Annotated in this window: 15 protein-coding genes and 2 tRNA genes; 2 read left to right on the top strand and 15 right to left on the bottom strand. The window is 54.8% G+C overall.

From position 1 onward, the window contains the following. The first annotated feature begins 489 nt into the window (after positions 1-489). Positions 490-2,772 carry a primosomal protein N' gene (locus ACZ5CE_RS02755; protein ID WP_464576225.1) on the top strand — a complete coding sequence of 761 codons (2,283 nt, stop codon included), beginning with the start codon at positions 490-492 and terminating at the stop codon, positions 2,770-2,772. Positions 2,773-2,878: 106 nt separating this feature from the next. Here ACZ5CE_RS02755 and ACZ5CE_RS02750 read toward each other — a convergent pair whose 3' ends face one another. From ACZ5CE_RS02750 to ACZ5CE_RS02720, 7 genes are all read right to left on the bottom strand, one after another. Then, the gene (locus ACZ5CE_RS02750) at positions 2,879-3,781 is read right to left on the bottom strand and encodes a fructosamine kinase family protein (RefSeq protein ID WP_464576224.1); all 903 of its coding nucleotides are present in this window, start codon (positions 3,779-3,781) and stop codon (positions 2,879-2,881) included. 16 nt (positions 3,782-3,797) lie between these two features. Then, positions 3,798-5,201 (bottom strand): argininosuccinate lyase, encoded by a 1,404-nt coding sequence (argH, locus tag ACZ5CE_RS02745; RefSeq protein ID WP_464577399.1) that lies wholly within the window; start codon positions 5,199-5,201, stop codon positions 3,798-3,800. A 215-nt stretch (positions 5,202-5,416) separates the two neighbouring features. Next, entirely contained in the window at positions 5,417-7,027 is a 1,611-nt protein-coding gene (locus ACZ5CE_RS02740) for a peptide chain release factor 3 (protein WP_464576223.1), read from the bottom strand. A 17-nt stretch (positions 7,028-7,044) separates the two neighbouring features. Then, positions 7,045-9,180 (bottom strand): ABC transporter ATP-binding protein, encoded by a 2,136-nt coding sequence (locus ACZ5CE_RS02735; RefSeq protein WP_464576222.1) that lies wholly within the window; start codon positions 9,178-9,180, stop codon positions 7,045-7,047. A 13-nt stretch (positions 9,181-9,193) separates the two neighbouring features. After that, positions 9,194-10,681 carry an ABC transporter permease gene (locus ACZ5CE_RS02730; protein ID WP_464576221.1) on the bottom strand — a complete coding sequence of 496 codons (1,488 nt, stop codon included), beginning with the start codon at positions 10,679-10,681 and terminating at the stop codon, positions 9,194-9,196. Positions 10,682-10,699: 18 nt separating this feature from the next. After that, positions 10,700-11,677, bottom strand: coding sequence for an ABC transporter permease (locus tag ACZ5CE_RS02725; RefSeq protein WP_464576220.1), 978 nt, complete (start codon positions 11,675-11,677; stop codon positions 10,700-10,702). Then, positions 11,670-13,901 carry an ABC transporter substrate-binding protein gene (locus ACZ5CE_RS02720; protein ID WP_464576219.1) on the bottom strand — a complete coding sequence of 744 codons (2,232 nt, stop codon included), beginning with the start codon at positions 13,899-13,901 and terminating at the stop codon, positions 11,670-11,672. The genes ACZ5CE_RS02725 and ACZ5CE_RS02720 overlap by 8 nt, the downstream gene beginning before the upstream one ends. Before the next feature lie 132 nt (positions 13,902-14,033). On the opposite strand from ACZ5CE_RS02720, the gene ACZ5CE_RS02715 reads away from it, so the two are divergent. Next, positions 14,034-14,822 (top strand): enoyl-ACP reductase FabI, encoded by a 789-nt coding sequence (locus tag ACZ5CE_RS02715; protein ID WP_464577397.1) that lies wholly within the window; start codon positions 14,034-14,036, stop codon positions 14,820-14,822. Between the two features lie 9 nt (positions 14,823-14,831). Here ACZ5CE_RS02715 and ACZ5CE_RS02710 read toward each other — a convergent pair whose 3' ends face one another. The 8 genes from ACZ5CE_RS02710 to tig all read right to left on the bottom strand — a co-directional run bounded on the left by ACZ5CE_RS02710 (position 14,832) and on the right by tig (position 23,841). Then, a complete protein-coding gene (locus ACZ5CE_RS02710; RefSeq protein WP_464576218.1) occupies positions 14,832-16,724 on the bottom strand; it encodes a SurA N-terminal domain-containing protein in 1,893 nt (630 codons plus the stop codon). A 60-nt stretch (positions 16,725-16,784) separates the two neighbouring features. Beyond that, positions 16,785-16,861 (bottom strand) — tRNA-Asp (locus ACZ5CE_RS02705). A 21-nt stretch (positions 16,862-16,882) separates the two neighbouring features. Next, positions 16,883-16,958, bottom strand: a tRNA-Val gene (locus ACZ5CE_RS02700). Between the two features lie 11 nt (positions 16,959-16,969). Continuing rightward, positions 16,970-17,242 carry an HU family DNA-binding protein gene (locus ACZ5CE_RS02695; RefSeq protein ID WP_464576217.1) on the bottom strand — a complete coding sequence of 91 codons (273 nt, stop codon included), beginning with the start codon at positions 17,240-17,242 and terminating at the stop codon, positions 16,970-16,972. Positions 17,243-18,043: 801 nt separating this feature from the next. Then, on the bottom strand, positions 18,044-20,458 hold the full coding sequence (gene lon / locus ACZ5CE_RS02690; protein ID WP_464576216.1) for an endopeptidase La: 2,415 nt from the start codon (positions 20,456-20,458) through the stop codon (positions 18,044-18,046). Between the two features lie 83 nt (positions 20,459-20,541). Then, positions 20,542-21,819, bottom strand: coding sequence for an ATP-dependent Clp protease ATP-binding subunit ClpX (gene clpX, locus ACZ5CE_RS02685; protein WP_464576215.1), 1,278 nt, complete (start codon positions 21,817-21,819; stop codon positions 20,542-20,544). Between the two features lie 71 nt (positions 21,820-21,890). Next, positions 21,891-22,535 (bottom strand): ATP-dependent Clp endopeptidase proteolytic subunit ClpP, encoded by a 645-nt coding sequence (clpP, locus tag ACZ5CE_RS02680; protein ID WP_464576214.1) that lies wholly within the window; start codon positions 22,533-22,535, stop codon positions 21,891-21,893. Between the two features lies 1 nt (position 22,536). Then, positions 22,537-23,841, bottom strand: coding sequence for a trigger factor (gene tig / locus ACZ5CE_RS02675; protein WP_464576213.1), 1,305 nt, complete (start codon positions 23,839-23,841; stop codon positions 22,537-22,539). Positions 23,842-23,947 lie beyond the last annotated feature (106 nt).

Genomic DNA, 23,947 nt, shown 5'->3' with positions numbered 1-23,947 from the left:
TGGCGCAAGCAAGTTCAAAGCCCTTCATCTCGCTTAAGGAAGCGCTGAACAAATCCTCACTGAGCGCGTTACTGGTAAAATCGGGATGATCATAAGGTAAGGCGCGCGACGAAGGTCGTAGCTGGGACTGCGATGCCAAGGAGCGCAACGCCATGAGCGCCCGATTTTGCTGTAACCCTTATGGGGCGGGGCTTTGCGAGCGGCCTGCCTTGTCAGGCTCCTGGCGAAGGGGATCAGCCATTCGCGTCGTCGCCTTTCGCGCATCCCATCCCGCAAAGCTACCGCCGCGCCAGCGGAGATTTATTCAGCGCTTCCTTAAATCCTATCCTTACACGAAATACCACGCGTTCCCCTGCCATATGACATGATCTGCAACGACGAACAGAGGAACGATAGCAGCGCCGGCAGATAGAACGCCCATAGAGCAGGCACCCGAAACGATAATGCGCAAAAAATTGGGATATCGCTGGGTCTTCGGGAGATAATGCGTTGGAATTTGAGCAGCGCCACTACGCTTTAATGTTCATTATACGCGTTGCAATCGATGTGCCCGTGGATACGTTATTCGACTATCTTGTGCCGGAAATCGGACTGCAGGATATCGGGGTTCGCGTGCGGGTACCATTTGACAAAAAAGCGGTTGCGGGAGTGGTCATGGAAATCATTCCCTATTCTTCCGGTTCCCGCATTCCCTCCATTAAGCTCAAATACGCTATCGAAATATTCCGGGACATCGCTCCGCTACCCGAACCGTTGCTCGATCTGTTCCGCTTCTGCAATGCGTACTACCATTATCCAATAGGACAAGTGGTGATGAACGGATTGCCCGGCAGGCTGCGGGAAGGCAAGCCATTGGTGAAAAATTCCCCTGCCGGCCTCCGGTATCGGCTGACCGATGCCGGCCGCAGCGTGGATGTATCTTCCATTCCAGCTCGCAGTATTGTGAAACGCCGGCTGCTGGCAAGACTTGGAGAGGAAATGCCGCTTTGCCGGGAGGAGATAAAGCAATCCTCGGTGCGAGCCCTCCACACGTTAAAGGAGTTTCTGGCGCTGGGCTGGGTCGAGGAGGAAGCTGTCTCACCACCTGCCGCCCCTGCCGCGTTTCCAGTCAGTACTTCCTATGACGCGAATGGCGCAAAGCGCGCGGCAATAGTCGATGAGGCTACTGTTCCAACTCTTACCAGGGAACAGCAATGTGCCTTCGATGCAATTAGCGCGCAAACAGGCCGGTTCAAGCCATGGTTGCTGCATGGCATAACCGGCAGCGGCAAGACAGAGGTGTATCTGAGGCTGATTTCCTTATTGTTGCGGCAGGGACGCCAGACGCTGGTGCTCGTTCCCGAAATCAATCTGACGCCGCAGCTGGAAGCGATCTTTCGCTCGCGCTTTCCGGCGGCGCGGCTGATAAGCCTCCACAGCGGACTCAACGCTTCCGCCCGAGCCGCGGGCTGGGTACAGGCGCAGCAGGGAAATGCGGAAATAATACTCGGCACCCGGCTTGCGGTATTCACGCCTATGCCAAGGCTGAGCCTGATCATCGTGGACGAGGAACAGGATACCTCGTTCAAGCAGCAGGAAGGCTTGCGCTATTCGGCGCGAGACGTAGCGATCTTTCGAGCCAAGCGCGCAGGCATCCCGATAATACTGGGCTCGGCCACGCCTTCGCTTGAAAGTTACTACAATTCCATTACCAGCCGCTATTCGAGATTGCGGCTGGCATCCCGTGCAGTGAGCAATGCTGTGCCGCCGGTCGTGCGTTGCATCGACGCACGCACTGCAAAAATCACCGAAGGCCTTTCCGAGCCTCTGGTCGCCGCATTGGAAAAACGTCTTGCTTCGGGCGAACAAAGCCTGGTTTTCATAAACCGGCGCGGTTATGCACCTGTGCTATGGTGCGGAGCATGCGGCTGGATAGCGCCATGCCACCGCTGCAGCAGCCGCCTGGTAGTCCATCTGCGAGAAGAAAAATTATGCTGCCATCATTGCGGCCACGAGGAGCGCTTTCCCGGTGCCTGCCCGGAATGCGGCAATCAGGATCTCGCACCATACGGCCACGGAACGCAGCGGGTTGAAACGGCGCTGGAGCAACGCTTCCCGAAAGCGAGAATCGCGCGCATAGACCGTGACAGCATTCGCCGAAAGGATGCCTGGCAACACATGCTGAAAAACATCCAGGAACAGCGCGTCGATATTCTCGTTGGAACACAGATTCTTGCGAAGGGGCACGATTTTCCGAATCTTTCCCTTGTCGCCATACTGAATTCCGACGCATCGCTTTTCAGCACCGATTTCCGTGCATCCGAGCGGGCATTCGCGCAGTTGATGCAGGTAGCTGGCCGCGCCGGGCGGGCGAGCATCCCTGGAGAAGTGCTGGTCCAAACCGGGTTTCCTGCTCATCCGTTGTATGAAGCACTGAAGAAGCACGATTATGACTCGCTCGCGCAGACACTGCTGGCTGAAAGAAAAACCGCCGGATTTCCGCCGTTCGTCCATCAGGCGTTACTGCGGGTGGAAGCGCAGCGGATAGAAATCGCCCTCGATTACCTTGCCAGAGCAGCAGCAATCCTGAATCCTCCCCGGCAGGTTAATGTATTCGATCCTGTTCCCGCGCAAATGGCGCGTCTCAGGGGAATGGAGCGTGCCTACCTGCTGATACAGTCCGGCTCGCGCAGAAAATTGCAGGAATTCCTTGCTGCATGGCGGGTAAAGCTGGCGGAGCTTCCGGGACGAAAGGTGCGCTGGAGCCTGGATGTCGATCCGGTGGAGTTCTGAAAAGAAATACCCGATTCATGCCGCCGTTGCCGGGTACCCGTCGTCGAAGTCTCCGCTGGTGCGATCTCCCTGAAACCGGCCGAGGACTTTGACTCACCCTCAGCGGTCAGCGTATCTCTGCCAGCAGTCTGCTCATCATTTGCTCTGCCTGGCCGCGGTAGCCCCCACCGAACAAATTAAGATGATTCAATACGTGATAAAGGTTATAAAGCGTCTTGCGAACGCTATAGCCCGCATCGAGCGGATAGGCTTCCCGGTAAGCGGCATAAAAGGCTGTGGAGAATCCGCCAAAAAGCTCCGTCATGGCGATGTCCGTCTCCCGGTCGCCGTAATAGGTAGCCGGATCAAACACCACCGGCTGCCCCGAAGCATCAAAACTGTAATTGCCACTCCATAAGTCACCATGCAGCAATGCGGGAGCTGGCTGTTGTCCGGGAAAAAAAGCTTGCAGATGCATCATGAGCCGCTCACCCAATGCCTGTAATTTTCCCGCATATCCATTGGCCCTGGCCAATTCCAGCTGATAACCCAGACGGTGCTTGCGCCAGAATTGGAGCCAGTCCGAAGAAGGTATGTTGATCTGTGGCGTAGCGCCAATGGTGTTTTCGCGTTTCCAGCCGAATGTCTGCGAAACCGCTCTGTGCATGGCGGCAAGCCCCGATCCCAGAGCCGCCGCGCCCCGATCTGAACCGGAAACCATCTTTATATATTCCAACACGAGCCAGGATCGGGCATCATTCCTTCCCCAACATAAGGGGAAGGGAACCCGCAAGGTGCCGGAAGCCTGGATTTCCATCAGGCTGGCGGCTTCTGCTTCGAACATCGCCAAACTTTCGGTATTGTTCAGCTTCACAAAAAACTGCTGTCCATTTCCTTCGACCAGGTGTGTCTGGTTGATGCAGCCTCCACCAATGGACGAAACCCTATTTACAGCAAATGGAATTTTTGTCGCGGTGGAAATTTGCGCACCGATGTTTTCCCAAGGGTACGCCGGGTTCCGATCTTGCATAGGGATTACTTGGAAATTATTTAGCGATGGGGGCGTTTCGGGACAACCACTCGCGCGCCTGCCGAATGGCACGGGTTACCTGTGACGGGGCCGTACCTCCGACATGATCCCGGCTGCTTGCAGAGCCTTCCAGGGTCAGGATCTGAAAAATATCGCTGTCTATCAGATCCGAGAAATTTTTTAATTCGGATAACTCAAGCGCGCCAAGATCCCGGTGTCCACTATCTGCGAAACGTACTGCCCGGGCCACGATTTCATGGGCTTCGCGAAATGGCAAGCCCTTTTTTACCAGGTAATCGGCCAGATCGGTAGCCGTCGCATAGCCGCGCATCGCCGCATTGCGCATGGCCTCCTTCCTGACACGAATCCCCGCCAGCATGTCAGCATAAATGCGCAGGGTATCGGTAAGCGTATCTACCGTATCGAATAATGGCTCCTTGTCTTCCTGGTTATCCTTGTTATAAGCAAGCGGCTGGCCTTTCATCAGGGTGAGCAGGGCAACGAGATGTCCATTGATCCGTCCGGTCTTCCCACGCACCAGCTCCGGCACATCCGGGTTCTTCTTTTGCGGCATGATGGATGACCCGGTACAAAAGCGGTCGGCAAGATCGATAAAACCAAACGAAGGGTTCATCCATAAAATCAGCTCTTCCGACAATCGGGACAGGTGGGTCATGATGAGCGCCCCGGCCGCGCAAAATTCGATGGCGAAATCCCGATCGGAAACGGCATCCATGGAATTGCCGCAAACTCCGTCAAATCCCAGCAGCTTCGCCACCATTTCACGATCGATGGGATAGCTGGTTCCCGCAAGCGCTGCTGCCCCCAGGGGGAGGAGGTTTACCCGCTTGCGGCAATCGGCCAGCCGTTCGACATCGCGTTTCAGCATTTCGAAATACGCCATGAGATGGTGCCCAAAAACAATTGGCTGCGCCACCTGCAGATGCGTGAAGCCGGGCATCACCGTATCCGCGTGCCTCTCCGCCAGATCGAGCAATGCTTTCTGCATGGTCTGGATGAGCCCTATAATGTCGTCGATCGACGCGCGCAGATAGAGCCGAATGTCGGTAGCCACCTGATCATTGCGCGATCGCGCGGTATGCAGGCGTTTACCGGCATCCCCCACCAGACTGGTGAGCCGCTTTTCAATATTGAGATGCACGTCTTCCAGCTCCAGCGACCAGGCGAATTCTCCGCGATCGATTTCTTCGCTTATTTGGCGCAGGCCCGACTCGATCGCAACCAGATCATCTGCTGCAATGATGCCCGTTGCCGCAAGCATGCGTGCGTGTGCAAGCGACCCCTCGATATCATGACCTGCCAGCCTCCGGTCGAAACCGACTGACGCCGTATAACGTTGCACCAGCGCGGATACCGGCTCATCAAATCGGCCTGACCAGGTTTTGGTGTTCTTTTCTATTAGCCTATCCCCCTTGCGTTATTGTTTTTTTCAATTGCCATGGATATGAAGCGTAAAACCCTGCGACTGATGATAGGAGCTCGCTTGCGTTTCCGCAGCCGCCTTGCATGCCATTGCGCTACCCGGTGAAATAATTACAATGAAATAAATCCCGAGACGAGTATAAAACAAAATATCGGGACATGCCTTTGCATACTCCAAATGCTTGCAAAATCTCAGACTTCCGCATGCTCCTGGAATACCAGGCCCGCGTGCTCCCGCATCCGGTGAAACCGGATGGATTTCCAGCCCTCTTCGGCAACGCTTAGTTCCGCCGCAAAGGAAGCCAGAAAGGTGGGAGCATTGACAGCGTCGTAGGCAATCCGGTGGGCATTCGTGTCGATGAAACGTTTCAGTTCTCTGGAATCCTCCGCGGTAACCCATCGCGCCAACTGATATTTTGCGGGGATGAGACGCGCTTCCACGCCATATTCGTGCTTGAGCCGGTGAGCCACGACCTCGAACTGTAGAGTGCCTACCGCGCCAAGCAACAGAGAGCCGCCCCCATGTGGGCGGAAAACCTGGATGGCGCCTTCTTCGCCTAATTGGGCCAGTCCCAGCTTGAGCTGCTTGCTGCGCATCGGGTCGGCCAGCTCCACAGACTGGAATATTTCCGGCGCGAAAAATGGCAGGCCAGTGTATTGCAGACGCTCGCCTTCTGTCAGCGTATCTCCCAACTGGATCGTCCCGTGATTGGGAATGCCTACGATATCTCCGGGATAAGCGGTTTCAAGCAGTTCGCGCCGCTGCGAAAGAAAAGACACGACGCCGTTGGTGCGAATATCCTTTTCGTTACGCACGATTCTCAGATTCATTCCGCGGTCGAAGCGGCCGGAACAGATTCGCACGAAGGCGATGCGATCCCTGTGGGCTGGATTCATGTTGGCCTGGATCTTGAAGACGACGCCGGTCAACCTGGGTTCATCCGGCTGCACCTCCCGTTGCAACGCCTTGTGGGAGGCCGGCGAGGGCGCAAGATCAACCAGCGCATCCAGTATCTCGCGCACGCCAAAATTGTTGATGGCGGAACCAAAGAATATTGGCGTCTGGCGCCCGGCAAGAAAAGCTGCGCGATCGAATTCCTGGGAGGCGCCTCGTATCAATTCGATTTCCTGGCGCAGGATGTCAGCTTTATTCCCGAAACGCGCATCCACTTCCGGATTGTCCAGGCTCTCGATCATTTCATCGGCGTCATCCAGCCTGTCGGCTCCAGGGTGAAAAACGCGCATCCGGTCGCTTCGCAGGTCGAACACCCCACCGAAACCCCTGCCCATGCCCATCGGCCAGGTAAAGGGTATAGCGGCCATTCTGAGCGTGCGTTCAATTTCATCGATGAGATCAAGGGGCTCGCGCACCTCCCTGTCCATTTTGTTCACGAACGTGAGGATGGGAGTATTGCGGGCGCGGCAAACCTCGAGCAGCCGCAATGTTTGCGCTTCCACTCCATTTGCCGCATCGATCACCATCAGCGCAGCGTCCACCGCTGTCAGCACCCGGTAGGTATCCTCGGAAAAATCCTGATGCCCCGGTGTATCCAGCAAATTGATCACGCAGTCCCTATACTCCATCTGCATAACAGAGCTGGCCACCGAAATGCCCCGCTGCTTTTCGATTTCCATCCAGTCCGAAGTGGCATGGCGGGTCGCCTTGCGCGCCTTGACGCTGCCGGCGATATGGATCGCTCCCGCAAAGAGCAGCAGCTTTTCCGTCAGTGTCGTTTTCCCCGCGTCAGGGTGAGAAATAATGGCAAACGTGCGGCGTCGCGCAACTTCCTGGGCAACTGTCATGATATTCCTATGTATTTCTATGCTTGCGCTTGTACTTCTGCTTGTGCTTCCCCCGATGCCGAGGCATCCTGGGGATACAGATAGCAGCGCGTCGTGTGTGTCGAGTTGAAAATGCTGATGCCAGGATAGCTTTCGCGGCATACCTGCATCACGTGGGGGCAACGTGGGTGAAAATGGCAACCTCGGGGAGGGTTGGCAGGTGAAGGAAGATCTCCATGTAGCGGCATGACATGACGTCTGGATTCAGGCTCGACCACGGGAACCGCGGATAGCAGCGCCTGAGTATAGGGATGCCTGGCATTTTCCAGGATATCGTCCACGCTCCCGCGCTCCACGATCCGCCCCAGATACATCACTGCGACTTCATCCGCAACATACTCGACGACGGATATGTTATGTGTGATGAAAAGATACGCCAATCCCAGCCGATTTTGCAGATTTTTCAACAGGTTCAGAATCTGGGCCTGGACCGATACGTCCAGCGCGCTCGTTGGTTCATCGCAAATGATCAGCTTGGGGTTGACGGCCAGGGCACGGGCGATGGCAATACGCTGGCGCTGCCCTCCCGAAAATTCGTGAGGATAGCGCCATTTTGCTTCCGGCGGCAGTCCAACGCTTTCCAGAAGCGCGTCCACTCTGGCTGCTTTTGTCATTTCCGCCATGGCGGGCCCATCGCCAGCTATTCCCACATCCTCCTTTTGCCCTGCTGCCAGCGCATTCATGCCCTCCTCGATGATATCGGCGATACGCATCCTGGGATTAAGTGATGAGTAGGGATCCTGGAATATGAGCTGAAATTCCGCGCGCATTTTACGCAAGCGGCCGCGCTCCAGCCGGACAAGCTCGATACCCTTGTACTGCACGCTACCCGCGGATGGGGGGATCAGTTGCAGGATGCCTTTTCCCACAGTCGTTTTACCGCAGCCCGATTCTCCTACCAGTGCCAGGGTCTTGCCCCGGTATATCGCCAATGATACGCCATCCACCGCTTTTACATATCCCGCCACGCGTTTCATCAAACCCTTGCGTATGGGAAAGTAAACCTTCAGGGCGCTGACGGATAATAGACACGCTTCGTGGATCAGGTGGTTCGAGCTCAGGAGCCTGCCCTTCGTACTGGATTCCTGCGGCGCGTCCGTGGCTCCCTTTTTCAGCCACCCGGCCGGAGCTTCCAGTTTGGCGCTCTCACTGAAAAGATGGCATCTTACCTTATGACCAGCGGAAACTTCGACCCAACCGGGTGCGGCATCATGGCACAATCCCCACGCCTGGTCACAGCGTTTTGCAAAACGGCAGCCGGTAAATTCGCTTGACAGAGGCGGCACGTTTCCCGTGATGACCGCTAACGGCAGGCCCTGCCGGCGGCGCGCCTTCCCCGGCAGCGAGGCAAACAGTTTCCGCGAATACGGGTGCACCGGATTCTGGAAGAATTGCGCACGGTTCGCCGTTTCCACGATCTCCCCGGCGTACATCACCGCCACCTTGTGGGCCATCTCCGCTGCTACGCCCAGATCATGGGTAATGAGCAGGATCGCCATGCCATCTCTCTGCTGCAATGTACGCAGCAGATCGAGTACCTGTGCCTGGATGGTGACATCCAGGGCAGTGGTAGGCTCATCGGCGATGAGAAGCTCCGGCTCCCCAGCCAGGGCCATGGCTATCATCATTCGCTGCTTCATGCCCCCGGAGAACTGGAATGGATACTCCTCCATGCGCCTCGCGGCGTCGGGAATCCCCACCTGGTTCAATATTTCCAGTATGCGTTTTTGCGTTGCCGCAGCCCCCAGGTTGAAGTGGCGCTTCAACACTTCGCCTATCTGCGCCGCTACTGTCATTACCGGATTCAGGCTCAGCATGGGCTCCTGAAAAATCATGCTGATACGTTTGCCGCGAATGGTGCGCATGGCGATTTCCGGCTGGAGAAGCAAATCGACACCACCCAGCCGCACCGATCCCCCCACAATTTCTCCGACCTCCGGCAATAGGCGCATGACCGAAAGGGCTGTCATGGACTTTCCGCAGCCGGATTCCCCGATCAACACAAAGGTTTCGCCCTTCGAAATTTCCAGCGTGACTCCATCCACCGCCCAAACCGGACCGGCCGGCGTATGCAGCACGGTTTCAAGATTATTGATCTGCAGTATGGTACTCATCGAAAGGGAGGTCCTATGGCGTCTCTGAATAAGTCCTTGCCGGTTCGCCTCCCGATTTCTTCCGACGCAATGCTCCGGTTTTTATCGATAAGATTCTTATCCTTGGATCAAATGCGCTTTGCACTGCATCAGCAAAAAGATTGGCGCTCAAAACCAGTGCAAACATGAAAGCGAATGCTGCAAGCAATGCCCACCACACCATGGGCTCACGCGCCATTTCGAGCCTCGCTGCATTGATCATGGTGCCAAAACTGATCATCGAAGGATCCACCCCTACGCCGACGTACGACAAAACCGCCTCCGCCAGAACCAGTCCACTGAAATCCATTACCGTGCTGATCAGTACAATATGCATGACGTTGGGGAGTATATGGCGGGTGATGATCCGCCAATGGGAAACACCGAATGCGTGAGCAGCCTGTATGTACTCCATCTCGCGAAGCTTCAGGGCTTCGCCTCGCAGAAGGCGGCACAAGCCAGTCCAGCTGGTAACGCCAAGTATGAGGCAAAGAAACAGCAGACGCAGATCGGCACGGGCCGCGATGGTATCGAACAACTCGGGGCGAGTCTCCATATATACCTGCATCATCAACACGGCTGCCGCGATCAGCAGCACGCCTGGAATCGAACTCAGTGTGGTATACAGGTACTGGATTATATCGTCTGCCCATCCCCGGAAGTAACCGGCGGTAATTCCGAGCAGCAGCGCGAATGGAAGCATCATCAGTGTGGTAAGCGTCCCTATCACCAGACCGGTGCGGACGCCTTTCAATGACTGGTAAAAGACATCCTGCCCGACCTTGTCGGTACCGAATATATGGTAATAGCCGCACAGCGCCAAGGCGGCGCCGGAGAACAAAAGCATCAATGCCAGGGTGATGCATATCGCCCTCCAGGGAACCGCCGTGCTGCCGCAAAAAACAGCAGAAAGCGCACAGCGCCATCCTTTGCCATCGCCGCGCCCCAATAATATACCTAATGAGACTATCGCGAGACCCCAGACAACCAGCCCCATGGCTGCTCCCGCCGCGGATCTCTTTATCACATCGGCCATACGTTCCGCCTCCGGGTCTTGCAAATGGGCTCCCCCATATTTAAGGCGAGGAAACTCACGCACCTGCCCCCCATCCGGGAGTTCCACCGTTTCCTTGGCATAGAGATGCGCGGCAAAGGGAGCGGAATAGGTTTTTTCCACACGGGTTCTCAAAGGGGCGGCCACCAAGTCAAGCAGGCTCAAAACTTCGACGCTGTAGGCAGTTTCGCCCATGCCGCCACCGCCATTCTCTATCGCCGGGCGAAAATGCATGGTATCGAGCATTCCGACAGAGATAAAGAATACCAGCACGGTAAGCGCCGACATGCCGCTTGCGCTATGCGCCACACGCCGCCATGGCACAAGCAGATGCTCATTACGCCATACGTACCAGGCGAAAACGAACAGTCCCGCGACAAGCAGGTAGACGAGAGCATCGGTCCAGAGGATTACGGGCTTGAAAGACATGCGTCTAATCGGAAGGCATCATTCCAGCCTTATCCGGGGATCAACCAGCGTGTAGGAAATGTCGGTTAATATCAGTCCGACGATATAAAGCAGCGATCCCAGAAAAACCATGGCGCGAACCACCGCAAAATCCTGGGAATTGATCGCGTCGATGGTGTAGCTGCCCAACCCGGGAATGCCAAAAAAGGATTCCGCAATAAGGCTGCCCAGGAACAATAACGGGATGACTACCACCGCCCCGGTAAGTATGGGGATCAACGCGTTTCTAAGCACATGCCGAAACAGCACGATACTTTCCGCCAGACCCTTGGCCCGTGCGGTGCGCACGTAGTCCTTCCCCATTTCCTCCAGAAACAGGGTGCGATACCAGCGTGTATTGGCGCCTGCGCTGCTCGCCACGCCGATGATTACGGGCAAAACGAGGAATTTGGCCACGTCCAGGTGCTGTCCATATCCGGAAATGGGCACCAGATGCCATAACTTGCTGATCAGAAACTGCCCCGCGATGATATAAAACAGGCTGGAGATGGACATCAGCGCGACGCACAGCACTACTCCCCAGAAATCGACATAAGTTGCCCGGAAAAATACCATGGTCAGCGCAAAAACGACATAGACACCCAGCCCCAGTACAAAAACCGGCAAAGCAATCGCAAGGCTGGGCATCATGCGGGATTTGATTTCGTACGCGATGTCACGGCCATCGTCGGCCCGTCCGAAACGAAAAGCGAACATTGCGACGGATTTCTCGAAAAAAATGGTGTGCGTAAGCTGGGCAAGCCCCCGTTCCCCCTCATTGAACAGCAGCGGCTTGTCATAGCCGCGTTCCTGCTTCCACTTGATGATGGCATCGGGCGTGACGCGCTTGATTCCCAGTTGCATCCTCGCCATGTCATCCGGCGTGTTGACCACGAAAAACAAGGTAAAGGTAATCAGATTTACGCCGATGAGAATGGGGATCGCGTAGAACAAACGCCGGATAATATAGTTAAGCATTCAAATTTCCGAACTCGTTTGCGCCTGGGACACTGCCTTGAATCCCCGTCCCCCGTTCCTTGCGGCGATAAACCACCAGCGCGGGGAACAGGCCTGCCACGAGCGCGATCAATGCCAGGCCGACGGGCCACAGCACCGGTTTGTTCCATTCGCGCCGCTTTTGCTCGCGCAGGCTTGCATCTATGCGCCAATACTTGACGTTATTATTCGATAGCCTGTTGGGTTTGACGTTTCCGTACCAGGCGTGGTACAGCCCATAATCCCTCGGATGATATCCCCACAGCCAGGGCGCATCGTGGCGCAGGATGCTTACCATGCTGTCGATGATTTTCTGGCGCTGCGGACCATTTTCCATATTCTTCATCCGTTCGAACAGACGATCGTATTCCGGATTGGAATAGTTGGAAGCATTTTCCCCCTCTTCACCGACCTTTTGCTGCGGCCCATGTAGAAGGAATAAAAAATTCTCCGGGTCGGGATAATCGGCATTCCATCCCCATTCGAATATTTGCGCGTTACCCTTGCGAATCTTGTCCTGGAAACGGTTATAGTCGGTACTTCGAACAACCAGTTGTATGTTGAGCTTCTGAAACTGCTTTCGCATCCAGTCCAGGCTCGCCTTGTCTTCCGCGCCGCGGGCGGTGACATCGAAATACAGCACCAGCGGCGCGCCTGTTTTCACATCCATGCCGCCAGGATAGCCTGCCTCAGCGAGCAGCGTGCGCGCGGCCTCGATCGGCTTGCGCTGCGGCCGCCCGTTTTCCCAATCGTATACCACCGGATTGATCCCTTCCTTGCCCTCGCGGTGGCCGGCAATGCCCGGAGCAATAGGTCCTTGCGCCGGAACGCCGCGGCCATTGGCGAATATCGATACGTACTCTTCGTAATCGACCGCGATGGAAATCGCCTGACGTAGCTTGCGGGCGGCCTCCCGGCCGTGCTTTCCCACTCCTCCCACCACTGGATCAAGCATGTTGAAGCCCATGTAATTGGTGGACGTCGCTACCGCCGTCTCCAGGCGTATGCCCTGCTCCTTCATCTCATCGCTTACCGTTGCTTCTCCCTGGCCGCTCAGTTGCACAGCTTGATCAAAACTGTCGGATCCGATGTTGGATGCGTCGTAATAACCTTGCAGGAACTTGTTCCATCGCGGAATACTTTCTCTTTCACGGCTGTATATGACTTTGTCGATGAAGGGAAGAGGCTTCCCGGCATCCGCGAGCAATCCTTCCTCTATATCATCGGGCATGCCTTCCGACGGATAGGTTTCACCGTGATAATTGGGATTCTTCTCCAGAATCATCACGCGATTTGGATCGTTCTCGCTCAACATATAAGGACCGGTACCTACCGGATACCAATCCAGCGTAATATTTTTTTCCGCCAATCCCTTCTGGCTGTAAAACCGCTCCACCTCCCAGGGTATGGGAGCAAAGAAAGGCATGGCCAGCCAATACATGAACTGGGGATATTTCCCCTTGATCTTGACGCGGTAAGTATAGGTATCCACGACCTCCGCGCCTTCGAGCGGAAAATTTTTCAAATCCAGGTAAGTATCCACACGCTGCTCGTCCAGTCGCGCGGCGGCCGCCGTCTGCAAAATCATGGAATATTCCTTCAAGCCCACGATGTAATCGGACATAAGTCCGAAAATTGGTGAATGAAGCCGTGGATGAGCCAGCCGTTTGATTTGAAAAACATAATCTTCAGCAGCCAATTCCCGTGAACCGGTGTGCGCGAAGTCGTTCAGCTTATGAATCTTGGCCAGCTCTTCCTCGGGCAGATGGTGGTAGCGGAATTCACCCTGCTCGTCCCTGGCGAAAGCGGGATGCGGCTGATATCGGATTCCCGGCTTGATAGAGATCTCGTAAATCGTGTAGGCGATTTGTTCGGCGTCGGCATTCTGGGGAAGGCGAGTTCCATTCCGGTCGAGATATACGGTCTCGGGCATCCGTGCCGCCGCGAACGGGATCAGCGTAAAGGGACGCTTCAGATAATGATACTGCAACGGGGGCTCATAGATCTGTGCGGTAAACAGGATCTCATTCGAACTGTATGACTGGACCGGATCAAGATGCTTCGGCCTTTCGGCAAAAGCGCTGTAAAGGATGTTCCTACCCGCGTCTTTCGCGGGATACGGATTATTCCACGGATTGCCGCTGCAGGCGCAAATGAAGATGACGAGCAGCAGCATCAGATACTTGAATTGCGTTTTCAAAACCATGGATTGGCGGAAATACCGGGGAATGGATTTGGCGGCGAAAAGATGCGGGAAGCGGGATTCCTCATGATTCTACAAGTCTCCCGCGCTTGCGGCTATAATTCCCAGGATTTCTCCAATCTGCAGGGATATGACATGGCACTTCTCGCGAATAAACGCATTCTCATCACCGGGCTGCTCAGTAATCGCTCTATAGCCTATGGCATTGCCAAAGCCATGCATCGGGAAGGTGCCGAGCTCGCCTTTACCTACCAGGGAGAAGGTATAAAAGCGCGCGTGGAAAAAATTATCACCGAATTCGAAAGTAATTTGCTGTTTCCTTGCGACGTATCGAAGGATGACGAGATCACCCGTTGCTTTGAAGACCTGGGAAAGCATTGGGATAGCCTTGATGGCATCGTTCACTCTATCGCCTTTGCTCCACGCGAGTCCTTAAGCGGGGACTATCTCGATACCGTGAACCGCGAAGCCTTTCGCATTGCCCATGACGTCAGTTCCTATAGTTTCGCAGCACTGGCAAAAGCCGGAGAGCCGCTGATGCAGGGCCGGAATGGATCACTTTTGACGCTGACCTACCTGGGAGCGATGCGCGTAATGCCCAATTACAACGTAATGGGTGTCGCGAAGGCAAGCCTGGAAGCAAACGTGCGCTTCATGGCATCCAGTCTCGGCCCCAAGGGCATCCGGGTAAACGCGATTTCCGCAGGTCCTATCAAAACCCTTGCAGCAGCGGGCATAGGAAATTTCGGTAAACTGTTGAGCTACACGGAGAAAGTCGCGCCATTGCGGCGCAATGTTTCCATTATGGAAGTAGGCAATACCGCTGCTTTTCTCTGCAGTGATCTGGCTAGCGGCATCACCGGTGAAATCACGCATGTCGATGCCGGATTCAATATTGTCGCATTCGATATGGCGGAATCCTGATCTGGCCTGTTATTTCCTATCGAAAACGCCACTCTTCACCGATACGTCGTATCGTTTCCTGACCCCGCCAAGGTAAGCGGAAAGCTCCTCCTGGCTTAACACCTGCTGAAACTGCCGGGCAAAAATCTTCTGCTGCTCGGGTCCAGGCAGAGCCGGTTCGAACACCCGGGTCACGCGAATCAAGGTGTATCCACCTTCAGGACTGGCCACGCCGGCGTACGCAGGCAGATGCCTCGTCTCTACCTTGAAAACCGCGCGCAAGGTCTCATGGTCGAGACCTTTTGGCTCTATCCTCGATATCTGCTCAGCTCCTTCCCACTTGACCGATCCCGTATTGCCCGCTTGCAGTTGCGAAAGCTTTTCCTTTCCTTCCTTCGAGACGGCCTCTTCGGCTGCTTTGCGCGCGATGATCCCGCTGATTTTTTCCCTTACCGCCGCAAGGGAAGGCGCCGATGCAGGCCGGTGCTCGACGACCCTGGCTGAAACGAGCGTATTTGGCGATACCTCGACCGCTTCCGTATTCTGTTTATTCTTGATGGCCTCTTCAGAAAAAATCGCTTGCATCAGCCTGGCATTCGAAAAATAAGGGGACGTTGTATCGTTTCTGGTCAGCCAGCCGCTCTGTTGAACCTGCAAATTAAACTTTGCAGCGGCTGGTTGCAGGCTATCGCTCTGCTCGTACACCATGTTGCTAAAATTTTCGGCCGTTTCAGCGAAGCTCTTCGCCGATTTCTGGTTTTTCAATTCTTCCTCGACCCGATTTTTCACCTCGCTGAAATCGATGGCTTTGGCATCCTTTATCCCGGTGAGCTTGATGATATGAAAACCAAAGTCCGTCTCAACCACATCACTGATCTCATCCATCTTCATCTGAAAGACGACATCTTCGAAAGGCTTGACCAACGAGTTGCGCGCAAAAAAGCCGAGGTCGCCCCCTTGTACGGCCGACCCGGGATCCTGCGAATTCTGCTTTGCCAGTTCCGCGAATTTCTGTGGCGCCTGCCTTGCCTGAGCAAGCAATTGCTCCGCCCTGGCGCGTGTCGCCGATTTTTCCTCGTTCGACGCGGATGAAGGCGCACCGATCAGGATGTGGCTTGCGCGGCGCTCCTCCGTTCCCCCGAATTCACTTTTATGCTCGTCAAAGTATTTTCTAGCCTCATCCTCGCTTACACCAATTTGCTTGGCCAGCTCATCCTGGGACAACACCGCGTACTCCACCCGAACCTGTTCCGGCAATTGGAGCTCCTGCTGGTGGCTGTCGTAATAAGCCTTGATGGCAGAATCATCGGGTTTGACCTGGGAAAGGAATTGCTCGGGTAATAACCGGGCCAGGTTCACCTCGCGCTTTTCGTCACTCAGGCGCATCACGCCCATCACCACTGATGTCGGAACAAATCCGTGCTCGCCGTAAGGAGCGATCAGCTCCTGGCGCATCAGTTCCTGCCGCACGCGCGCCTCAAAGGTTCGCGGACTCATACCCTGGGCACGCAGCAATTCTTCGTAGCGTTGTTTGGAAAACTGTCCGTCCTCCTGGAATGCGGAAATATTCTGTATCATTTCGATAAGCTGCAAGTCTGGCACCGCGAGTCCCACGCGTGCAGCTTCGTGCTTCAACAATCTCTGCTGAATCAGCCCTTCCAGGACCGCAACTTTGACCTCGGGGTTCTCGAGCAGGCTGTCATTGAATCTCTCCCCCATGGTGGCTCGCATGCTTTCCTGTTGATTGCGCATGGCCTGATCAAACTCCTGGCGCTGAATCTTTTCACCGGCCGCCAAGGCAAGATAATCGTCCCCTTCACCGCTGCTGCGGTAGGATTCGATACCCCAGAAAAGGAATGGCAATGCGGCAAGTGCCAGAATAATCTGAACTATACGTCTTTTTTGGTGAACGAAATCGAACATTATGGATACACAACGAATAAAAAAGGCGAACTCGCGTTCGCCTGGCTTGGCATAATAATCTGGCGGAGTGGACGGGACTCGAACCCGCGACCCCCGGCGTGACAGGCCGGTATTCTAACCAACTGAACTACCACTCCCAATATTCTGCGATACCCTGCTGGTGGGTGCTGACGGGGTCGAACCGCCGACATTCGCCTTGTAAGGGCGACGCTCTACCAACTGAGCTAAGCACCCTATCGAAAGCGCTAGTTTACTGCATCCTTGAGTGCCTTGCCAGCGGTGAATTTCGGCACCTTGGCGGCTTTAATCTTGATCGCAGCTCCGGTGCGTGGATTGCGGCCAGTACGGGCAGCGCGCTTCCCCACCCGAAAGGTTCCGAATCCGACAAGCGTCACGCTCTGGCCTTTTTTAAGGGCGGCTTTAATTGCATTGAGCGCCCCGTCCAGCGCACTACCGGCAGAGGCTTTTGAAATATCGGAAGACTTGGCGATGGCGTCGATCAGTTCAGATTTATTCACGTGATTTCCCCTTTCATTATTGTTAAAAGAGTTACAAAAAAACCCTGCACACGTTTTATATCAAGCCGTTTGGGCTTGGTCAAGCAATTGTGGAAATATTTCGATAAACCCATCTTGCCCTAATTTACTGCAGGAACGCCACCTTCCACCTGATGAATGGCATTTTCGCGAGGGCTGGATAGTCCTAAATCCGGTAGTTGGGCAGGATGGAGTGTGCGGTTTTTGCAGTGCAGCGCAAGGCGCAACGACGCGCAATGGTCATTCCATTCCAAGGAGCTGCAACATAGTCCCCTGTACCGCAAAACCGCAAATCCGCCCTGTAGCGGGCTCGCCATACAGGTAACGTCGATTACCATGAATAGTCTTTGTGGATCATGACCCTAAACTGGAAACGAGCGGTCAATTGCCGGATTCAGGATAATCATGCCCAACGAATATCCAGGCGCTATTTTTGGCATGCCTGAATGGGACAGATCCGCTTTCCCGAAGACTTTTGAATAACCCCTTCCACAACACATCGCGCACATCGCCAGCGGCATGGCGATAATCACGAAAGCAGGAATTCAGCGGCACGACAAAGCGCACGTGCTCGATGTGTTTCCGGGAAGCATCACACCCGGAATGCTACAGATGCATCCCACCAGTCTGTCGGACTTAAAGGAAATCGGCTGCAAAAGCGCTTGGCTGGCCTATATTTCGCCGCTTTTTCGATCAATAGAACAACTATTGGCCTTCAAAATCGTCAAAATCCATCCTTACCCTATCACATTTTCGCTTTGGTACTTCTGGTCCGACAGACTGTTAGTGCTTTATCAGCGTGCTCGATGCCCCATCCTCTTCGACCGCGACCGGCGCCGGAACGGGAGACTTGGGGACGGGAAGTCCTTCCGGTTTGCGTTCCAGCGCCAGATCGAGCACCTGATCGATCCATTTAACCGGATGAATATCCAGCCGGTTCTTGATGTTCTCGGGAATCTCTGTCAGGTCCTTGACGTTGTCCTCGGGAATCAGGACTATTTTTATTCCCCCCCGGTTAGCCGCCAGAAGTTTCTCCTTCAGCCCCCCTATGGGCAAAACCTCGCCGCGCAACGTGATTTCTCCAGTCATTGCCACGTTCGCGCGGGCCGCGATACCAGTCAACGCTGAAACCATGGCGATACAGATACCGATGCCGGCGCTGGGACCGTCCTTGGGCGTGGCTCCCTCGGGAAGATGGATATGTATATCATTCTTCTGATAGAAATCGTCAGCGATACCCAGCGTTCTCGAACGGCTCCGCACCACGGATAGCGCAGCCTGGACCGACTCCTGCATCACTTCTCCGAGCTTACCCGTCGTGATCGTCTTCCCTTTTCCGGGCAGCACGACGGCTTCGATAGTCAATAACTCCCCGCCGACTTCTGTCCATGCGAGACCCGTAACCTGTCCAATCTGGTTTTTTTCCTCGGCAACGCCGTAGGTATAACGCCTCACCCCGAGGTACTTGTCCAGATTACGGCCACTTATCGTAATCTTTTTCTGATCGCCTTTGAGCAGCAGCGCCTTGACCACTTTCCGGCATATTTTGGAAATTTCCCTCTCCATCGCCCGTACCCCGGCTTCCCGTGTGTAGTAGCGGGTGATATCACGCAACGCGGATTCGGATACGGTGAGCTCTTCTTCCTTCAGCCCATGATTTTTCATCTGCTTGGGCAGGAGGTAGCGCGTAGCGATATTGAGCTTCTCATCCTCGGTATAACCTGACAACCTGATCACTTCCATCCGATCCAGCAAAGCGGGCGGTATGTTCAGGGTATTCGCCGTCGCCACGAACATTACGTCGGACAAATCGTATTCGACCTCGACATAATGATCCACGAAGGAATTGTTCTGCTCCGGATCGAGCACTTCCAAAAGGGCTGACGACGGGTCGCCCCGGAAATCCATGCCCATCTTGTCCACCTCATCGAGCAGGAACAAGGGATTCTTGACGCCTACCTTTGTCATGTTTTGCAGGATTTTGCCCGGCATGGACCCGATATAGGTGCGCCGATGACCCCGTATCTCCGCTTCGTCCCGCACGCCCCCCAGCGACATGCGGACGAATTTCCGGTTGGTAGCGCGAGCAACGGATTGCCCGAGAGATGTCTTGCCTACACCGGGCGGCCCTACCAGGCACAGAATGGGGGCTTTCAGTTTGTCCACCCGTTGCTGCACGGCGAGATATTCGACAATCCGCTCCTTGACTTTGTCGAGTCCATAGTGGTCCTGCTCCAGAATCTCTTCGGCAACGCTCAGATTCTTGCTGATCTTGCTCTTTTTCCTCCATGGAAGCGCCACCAACGAGTCGATATAGTTCCTGACCACTGTGGCTTCCGCCGACATGGGGGACATGAGACGCAGCTTCTTCAACTCCGCTTCGGCCTTGGCGCGGCCTTCCTTCGACATCTGCGCGGCTTTGATCTTTTTATCGATCTCTTCCAGATCGGCGCCATCTTCCCCTTCGCCCAGTTCCTTCTGAATCGCTTTTACCTGCTCGTTGAGATAATAGTCGCGCTGGCTTTTCTCCATCTGGCGCTTTACTCTGCCACGAATGCGTTTTTCCACCTGGAGGATATCGAGTTCAGTCTCCAGCAGACCCAGCAAGTGTTCCAGACGCTTCGGCACATCGAAAATTTCCAGCACCTCCTGCTTTTGCTCCAGCTTCAAAGGCAGATGCGCGGCAATGGTATCCGCAAGGCGTCCCGCCTCATCGATGCCGCTCAGCGAGGTAAGAATTTCCGGCGGAATCTTCTTGTTGAGTTTTACGTACTGGTCAAACTGGGCAAGCATCGCGCGGCGCATTGCCTCGACCTCATGGTTATCGGCGGCGTCCGGGGGCAATAGCACGGCCTGGCCGGCAAAATAGGTACTGTCATCGATGATCTTTGCGATGCGAGCGCGGCGGCTGCCTTCGACCAGAACCTTGACCGTGCCGTCCGGCAATTTGAGCATCTGCAGCAGGTTCGCAACGCTGCAAACACTGTAGAGATCGTCCGGCGCGGGCTCATCCTTGGCGGCGAATTTCTGCGCGACAAGAAGGATGCTCTTGCCGGACTCCATGGCAATCTCGAGAGCCTTGATGGATTTGGGCCGTCCGACAAAGAGAGGAATCACCATGTGCGGAAACACCACGACATCGCGCAAGGGCAATAACGGCAATGACATTTGCTGGGAATCGGTAACTGGAGAAGACATTTCGGTTCACCTATAGAAGACGAACAAGGATAATGGGGATCCCGCGGGAAAATTCAAGGCGAGGCGATCGCATGCAGAGCCGGTCAAAAGCTCTTTGCTACTTTCGGCTTATCCGAATAGATCAGAATAGGCTTGATATCTCCGCCTACAGAGCCGTGATCAATCACAACCTTGGCGACATTCTCGAGTGACGGGAGATCGAACATCGTATCCAGCAGCGTGCTTTCCAGGATGGAACGCAAGCCGCGCGCTCCCGTTTTACGTGCCAGCGCTTTTTTTGCAATTGCCTTGAGAGCCTGTTCACGAAATTCGAGATCGACACCGCCCTCCATATTGAACATTTTCTGATACTGCTTGATAAGTGCGTTTTTCGGCTCGGTCAGAATCTGGATCAGGGCCGATTCATCCAGTTCTTCCAATGTTGCAACTACCGGCAACCGCCCGACGAATTCCGGAATCAGTCCATACTTGACGAGATCTTCCGGCTCCACGCCGCGCAACAAGCTGCCAGAGTCCTTCCGATTATCGCTGCTTCTCACGTTTGCGCTGAAACCGATGCCACCTTTTTCCGACCGGGCGCGTATCACCTTATCCAAACCATCGAAGGCGCCTCCGCAAATAAAAAGGATGTTCGTCGTATCGACCTGGACAAATTCCTGGTTCGGATGCTTTCTGCCCCCCTGTGGCGGGACCGACGCAATGGTGCCCTCTATCAGTTTCAGCAGCGCCTGCTGGACCCCTTCTCCGGATACGTCGCGGGTAATCGAAGGATTGTCCGATTTGCGCGAAATCTTGTCTATTTCATCTATGTAAACGATGCCTTGCTGGGCTTTTTCCGCATCGTAATTGCATTTCTGCAGCAATTTCTGGATGATGTTTTCGACATCCTCGCCCACATAGCCCGCTTCGGTAAGGGTGGTAGCATCTGCCATGACGAAAGGCACATCCAGAAGGCGCGCAAGCGTCTGCGCCAGCAGCGTCTTGCCCGAACCCGTCGGCCCTATAAGCAGGATATTGCTTTTGCTCAGCTCGATATCGTCCGCTTCTCCAACCTTTGCCAGGTTCCGCAAGCGTTTGTAGTGGTTATAAACCGCTACCGAAAGAATTTTTTTTGCCTGCTCCTGCCCGATGACATATTGATCCAGGATTTGACGGATCTCGTGCGGAACCGGCAAATCCGACTTGGCCAGCTTGGCGGATTCCGCTCCCTGTATTTCCTCCCGGATGATATCGTTGCAAAGCTCGATGCATTCGTCGCAAATGAATACCGATGGACCGGCGATAAGCTTCTTCACTTCATGCTGGCTCTTGCCGCAAAAGGAACAATAAAGAAGCTTCTCGCCAGTAGTTTTTTCTGACATAGTGTTATCCCGCGTTCTTCGAGCCGTCACGCTCGTAGGAAATAAGCAAGCCTGCCATGGTTCTGATCACCTCAACCAGCGACCTCATCCCTGGAAGTGAGAACCGCGTCCACCAGACCGTATTTTACTGCTTCCTCCGCACTGAGAAAATTATCTCTGTCCGTGTCCCTTTCTATCGTCTGTATGCTTTGGCCGGTATGCTTCGCCATAAGTTCATTTAGGCGGCTTTTAAGAAACAGGATTTCTTTGGCATGTATTTCAATGTCCGACGCTTGTCCCTGAAAACCGCCCATCGGCTGATGGATCATGACGCGAGAATTGGCAAGACAAAAGCGTTTCCCCTTCGCGCCGGCCGTCAGCAACAGCGATCCCATGCTTGCCGCCTGCCCTATGCAAAGCGTGCTGACGTCAGGCTTAATATACTGCATCGTGTCGTAAACCGCCATTCCCGCTGAAACGAGGCCTCCGGGAGAGTTGATGTAGAAATAAATGTCCTTATCCGAATTCTCGGATTCGAGAAACAGCAGTTGCGCCACCACCAGGTTCGCTGATGCCTCCGTCACAGGCCCCACCAGGAATATCACCCTCTCCCTGAGCAGCCGGGAATAAATATCGTAGGCACGCTCTCCTCTCCCGCTCGTTTCTATCACCATCGGGATAAGGCCCAACCCCGTCGGATCAATCCCCCCCTGTTTCCAGTCAAGTCGATGCGTCATGTCATGTTTTTCCCATCAATTCATCCACCGTTACTGGCTTGTCCTCCACCGCAACCCGGTCCAGCACCCATACCACCACATTATCCTCCAGAACAGCCGATTCCACGTCATGCAGGCGATCAGGCTCGGCGTAGTGCCACTTGACCACCTCGGCCGGATTTTCGTAGCTTTGCGACAAATCCTCGACAACCGCGCGCACCTGCTCCGCTTTGGGATGCAGCCCATGCGCCTTGACCAGTTCCCCCAGAATCAATCCCAGGCTCACCCTGCGCTGGGCCCGCTCCCGAAACAAGTCAGGAGGCAGCGCCATGTTTTTTGCGCTCATCCCTCGGGATGCAAGATCTTTGCGCGCATCCTGCATCAGGCGCTCGGTTTCCATTTCCACCAGGGCCCTGGGCGCCAGAATCTCGGTGGAATCGAGTAACGCCTGCATGACTTGTTCCTTTGCCTTCATCTTTACCCGCTGGGACACTTCGCGCTCGAGGTTCGCCTCGATCTCCCGGCGCATTTTTTGCACATCTCCATCAGCCACGCCCAACAATCGGGCGAATTCCTCGTCAACGTCCGGCAACCTGGGCGATTCGACTCCATTCAGCCTTACTTCAAATGTCACTGCTTTTCCCGCGATCTCCTTCCCATGATAGTCTGCAGGGAAAACAACTTCAAACGTTTTGCTCTGGCCGGCGCCCATGCCGGCCAGCGGTGCTTCGAAGTCCTTGAGAAGCCTGCCCTCGCCCAGCACGAGGGTAAAATTCTCTGCCTTGCCGCCCGCAAATTCCGCTCCGTCCACCAAGCCCTGGTAATCGATATTGATACGGTCTCCCGCAACCGCCGGCCGGTTCGCCGGTTCGTACTGAACCCGCTGCTTGCGCAATGTCTCCACTGTCTGGTCGACATCGCTCTCCATAACCTTTACTACGGGTTTTTCTATCCGAACATGAGCCAGATCACCCAACACCACCTCGGGATAGACTTCAAATGTTGCACTAAATTCAAGATCCGAAGTTTTGCCTTCAGCCTGCTTTGGCTCAAAGCGAGGATAACCCGCCACCCGGAGATTCCCCTCACGCACTGCCTCGCTGAAATTACTTTTCAGCACATCGCCGAGCACCTCCTGCCGCACCTGGGATCCATACTGCTGAGCAACGATTTTCAGTGGAACTTTTCCCGGGCGAAAACCGTGTATTCTTGCCGTATGCGCCAATTTCTTCAGGCGATTTTCGACTTCTGCCTCGATTTTCTCCTGAGGGACCGAAACACTAAGGCGACGCTCAAGCGCGCCAAGGTCTTCGATATTCGATTGCATTGCATTTCCCTGATTGATTGAGTGTTATTCCGCTTCCGCGCTTAATCCCAACGGCCTTGTCTTCGACGCGCCAGCTATATCATTGGCGATACACACCCGCCAGTGC

The sequence above is a fragment of the Nitrosospira sp. TNL200 genome (assembly GCF_055386305.1).
The sequence above is the reverse complement of the archived record's forward strand: the minus strand, read 5'-3'. Positions and strand labels throughout refer to the sequence as shown.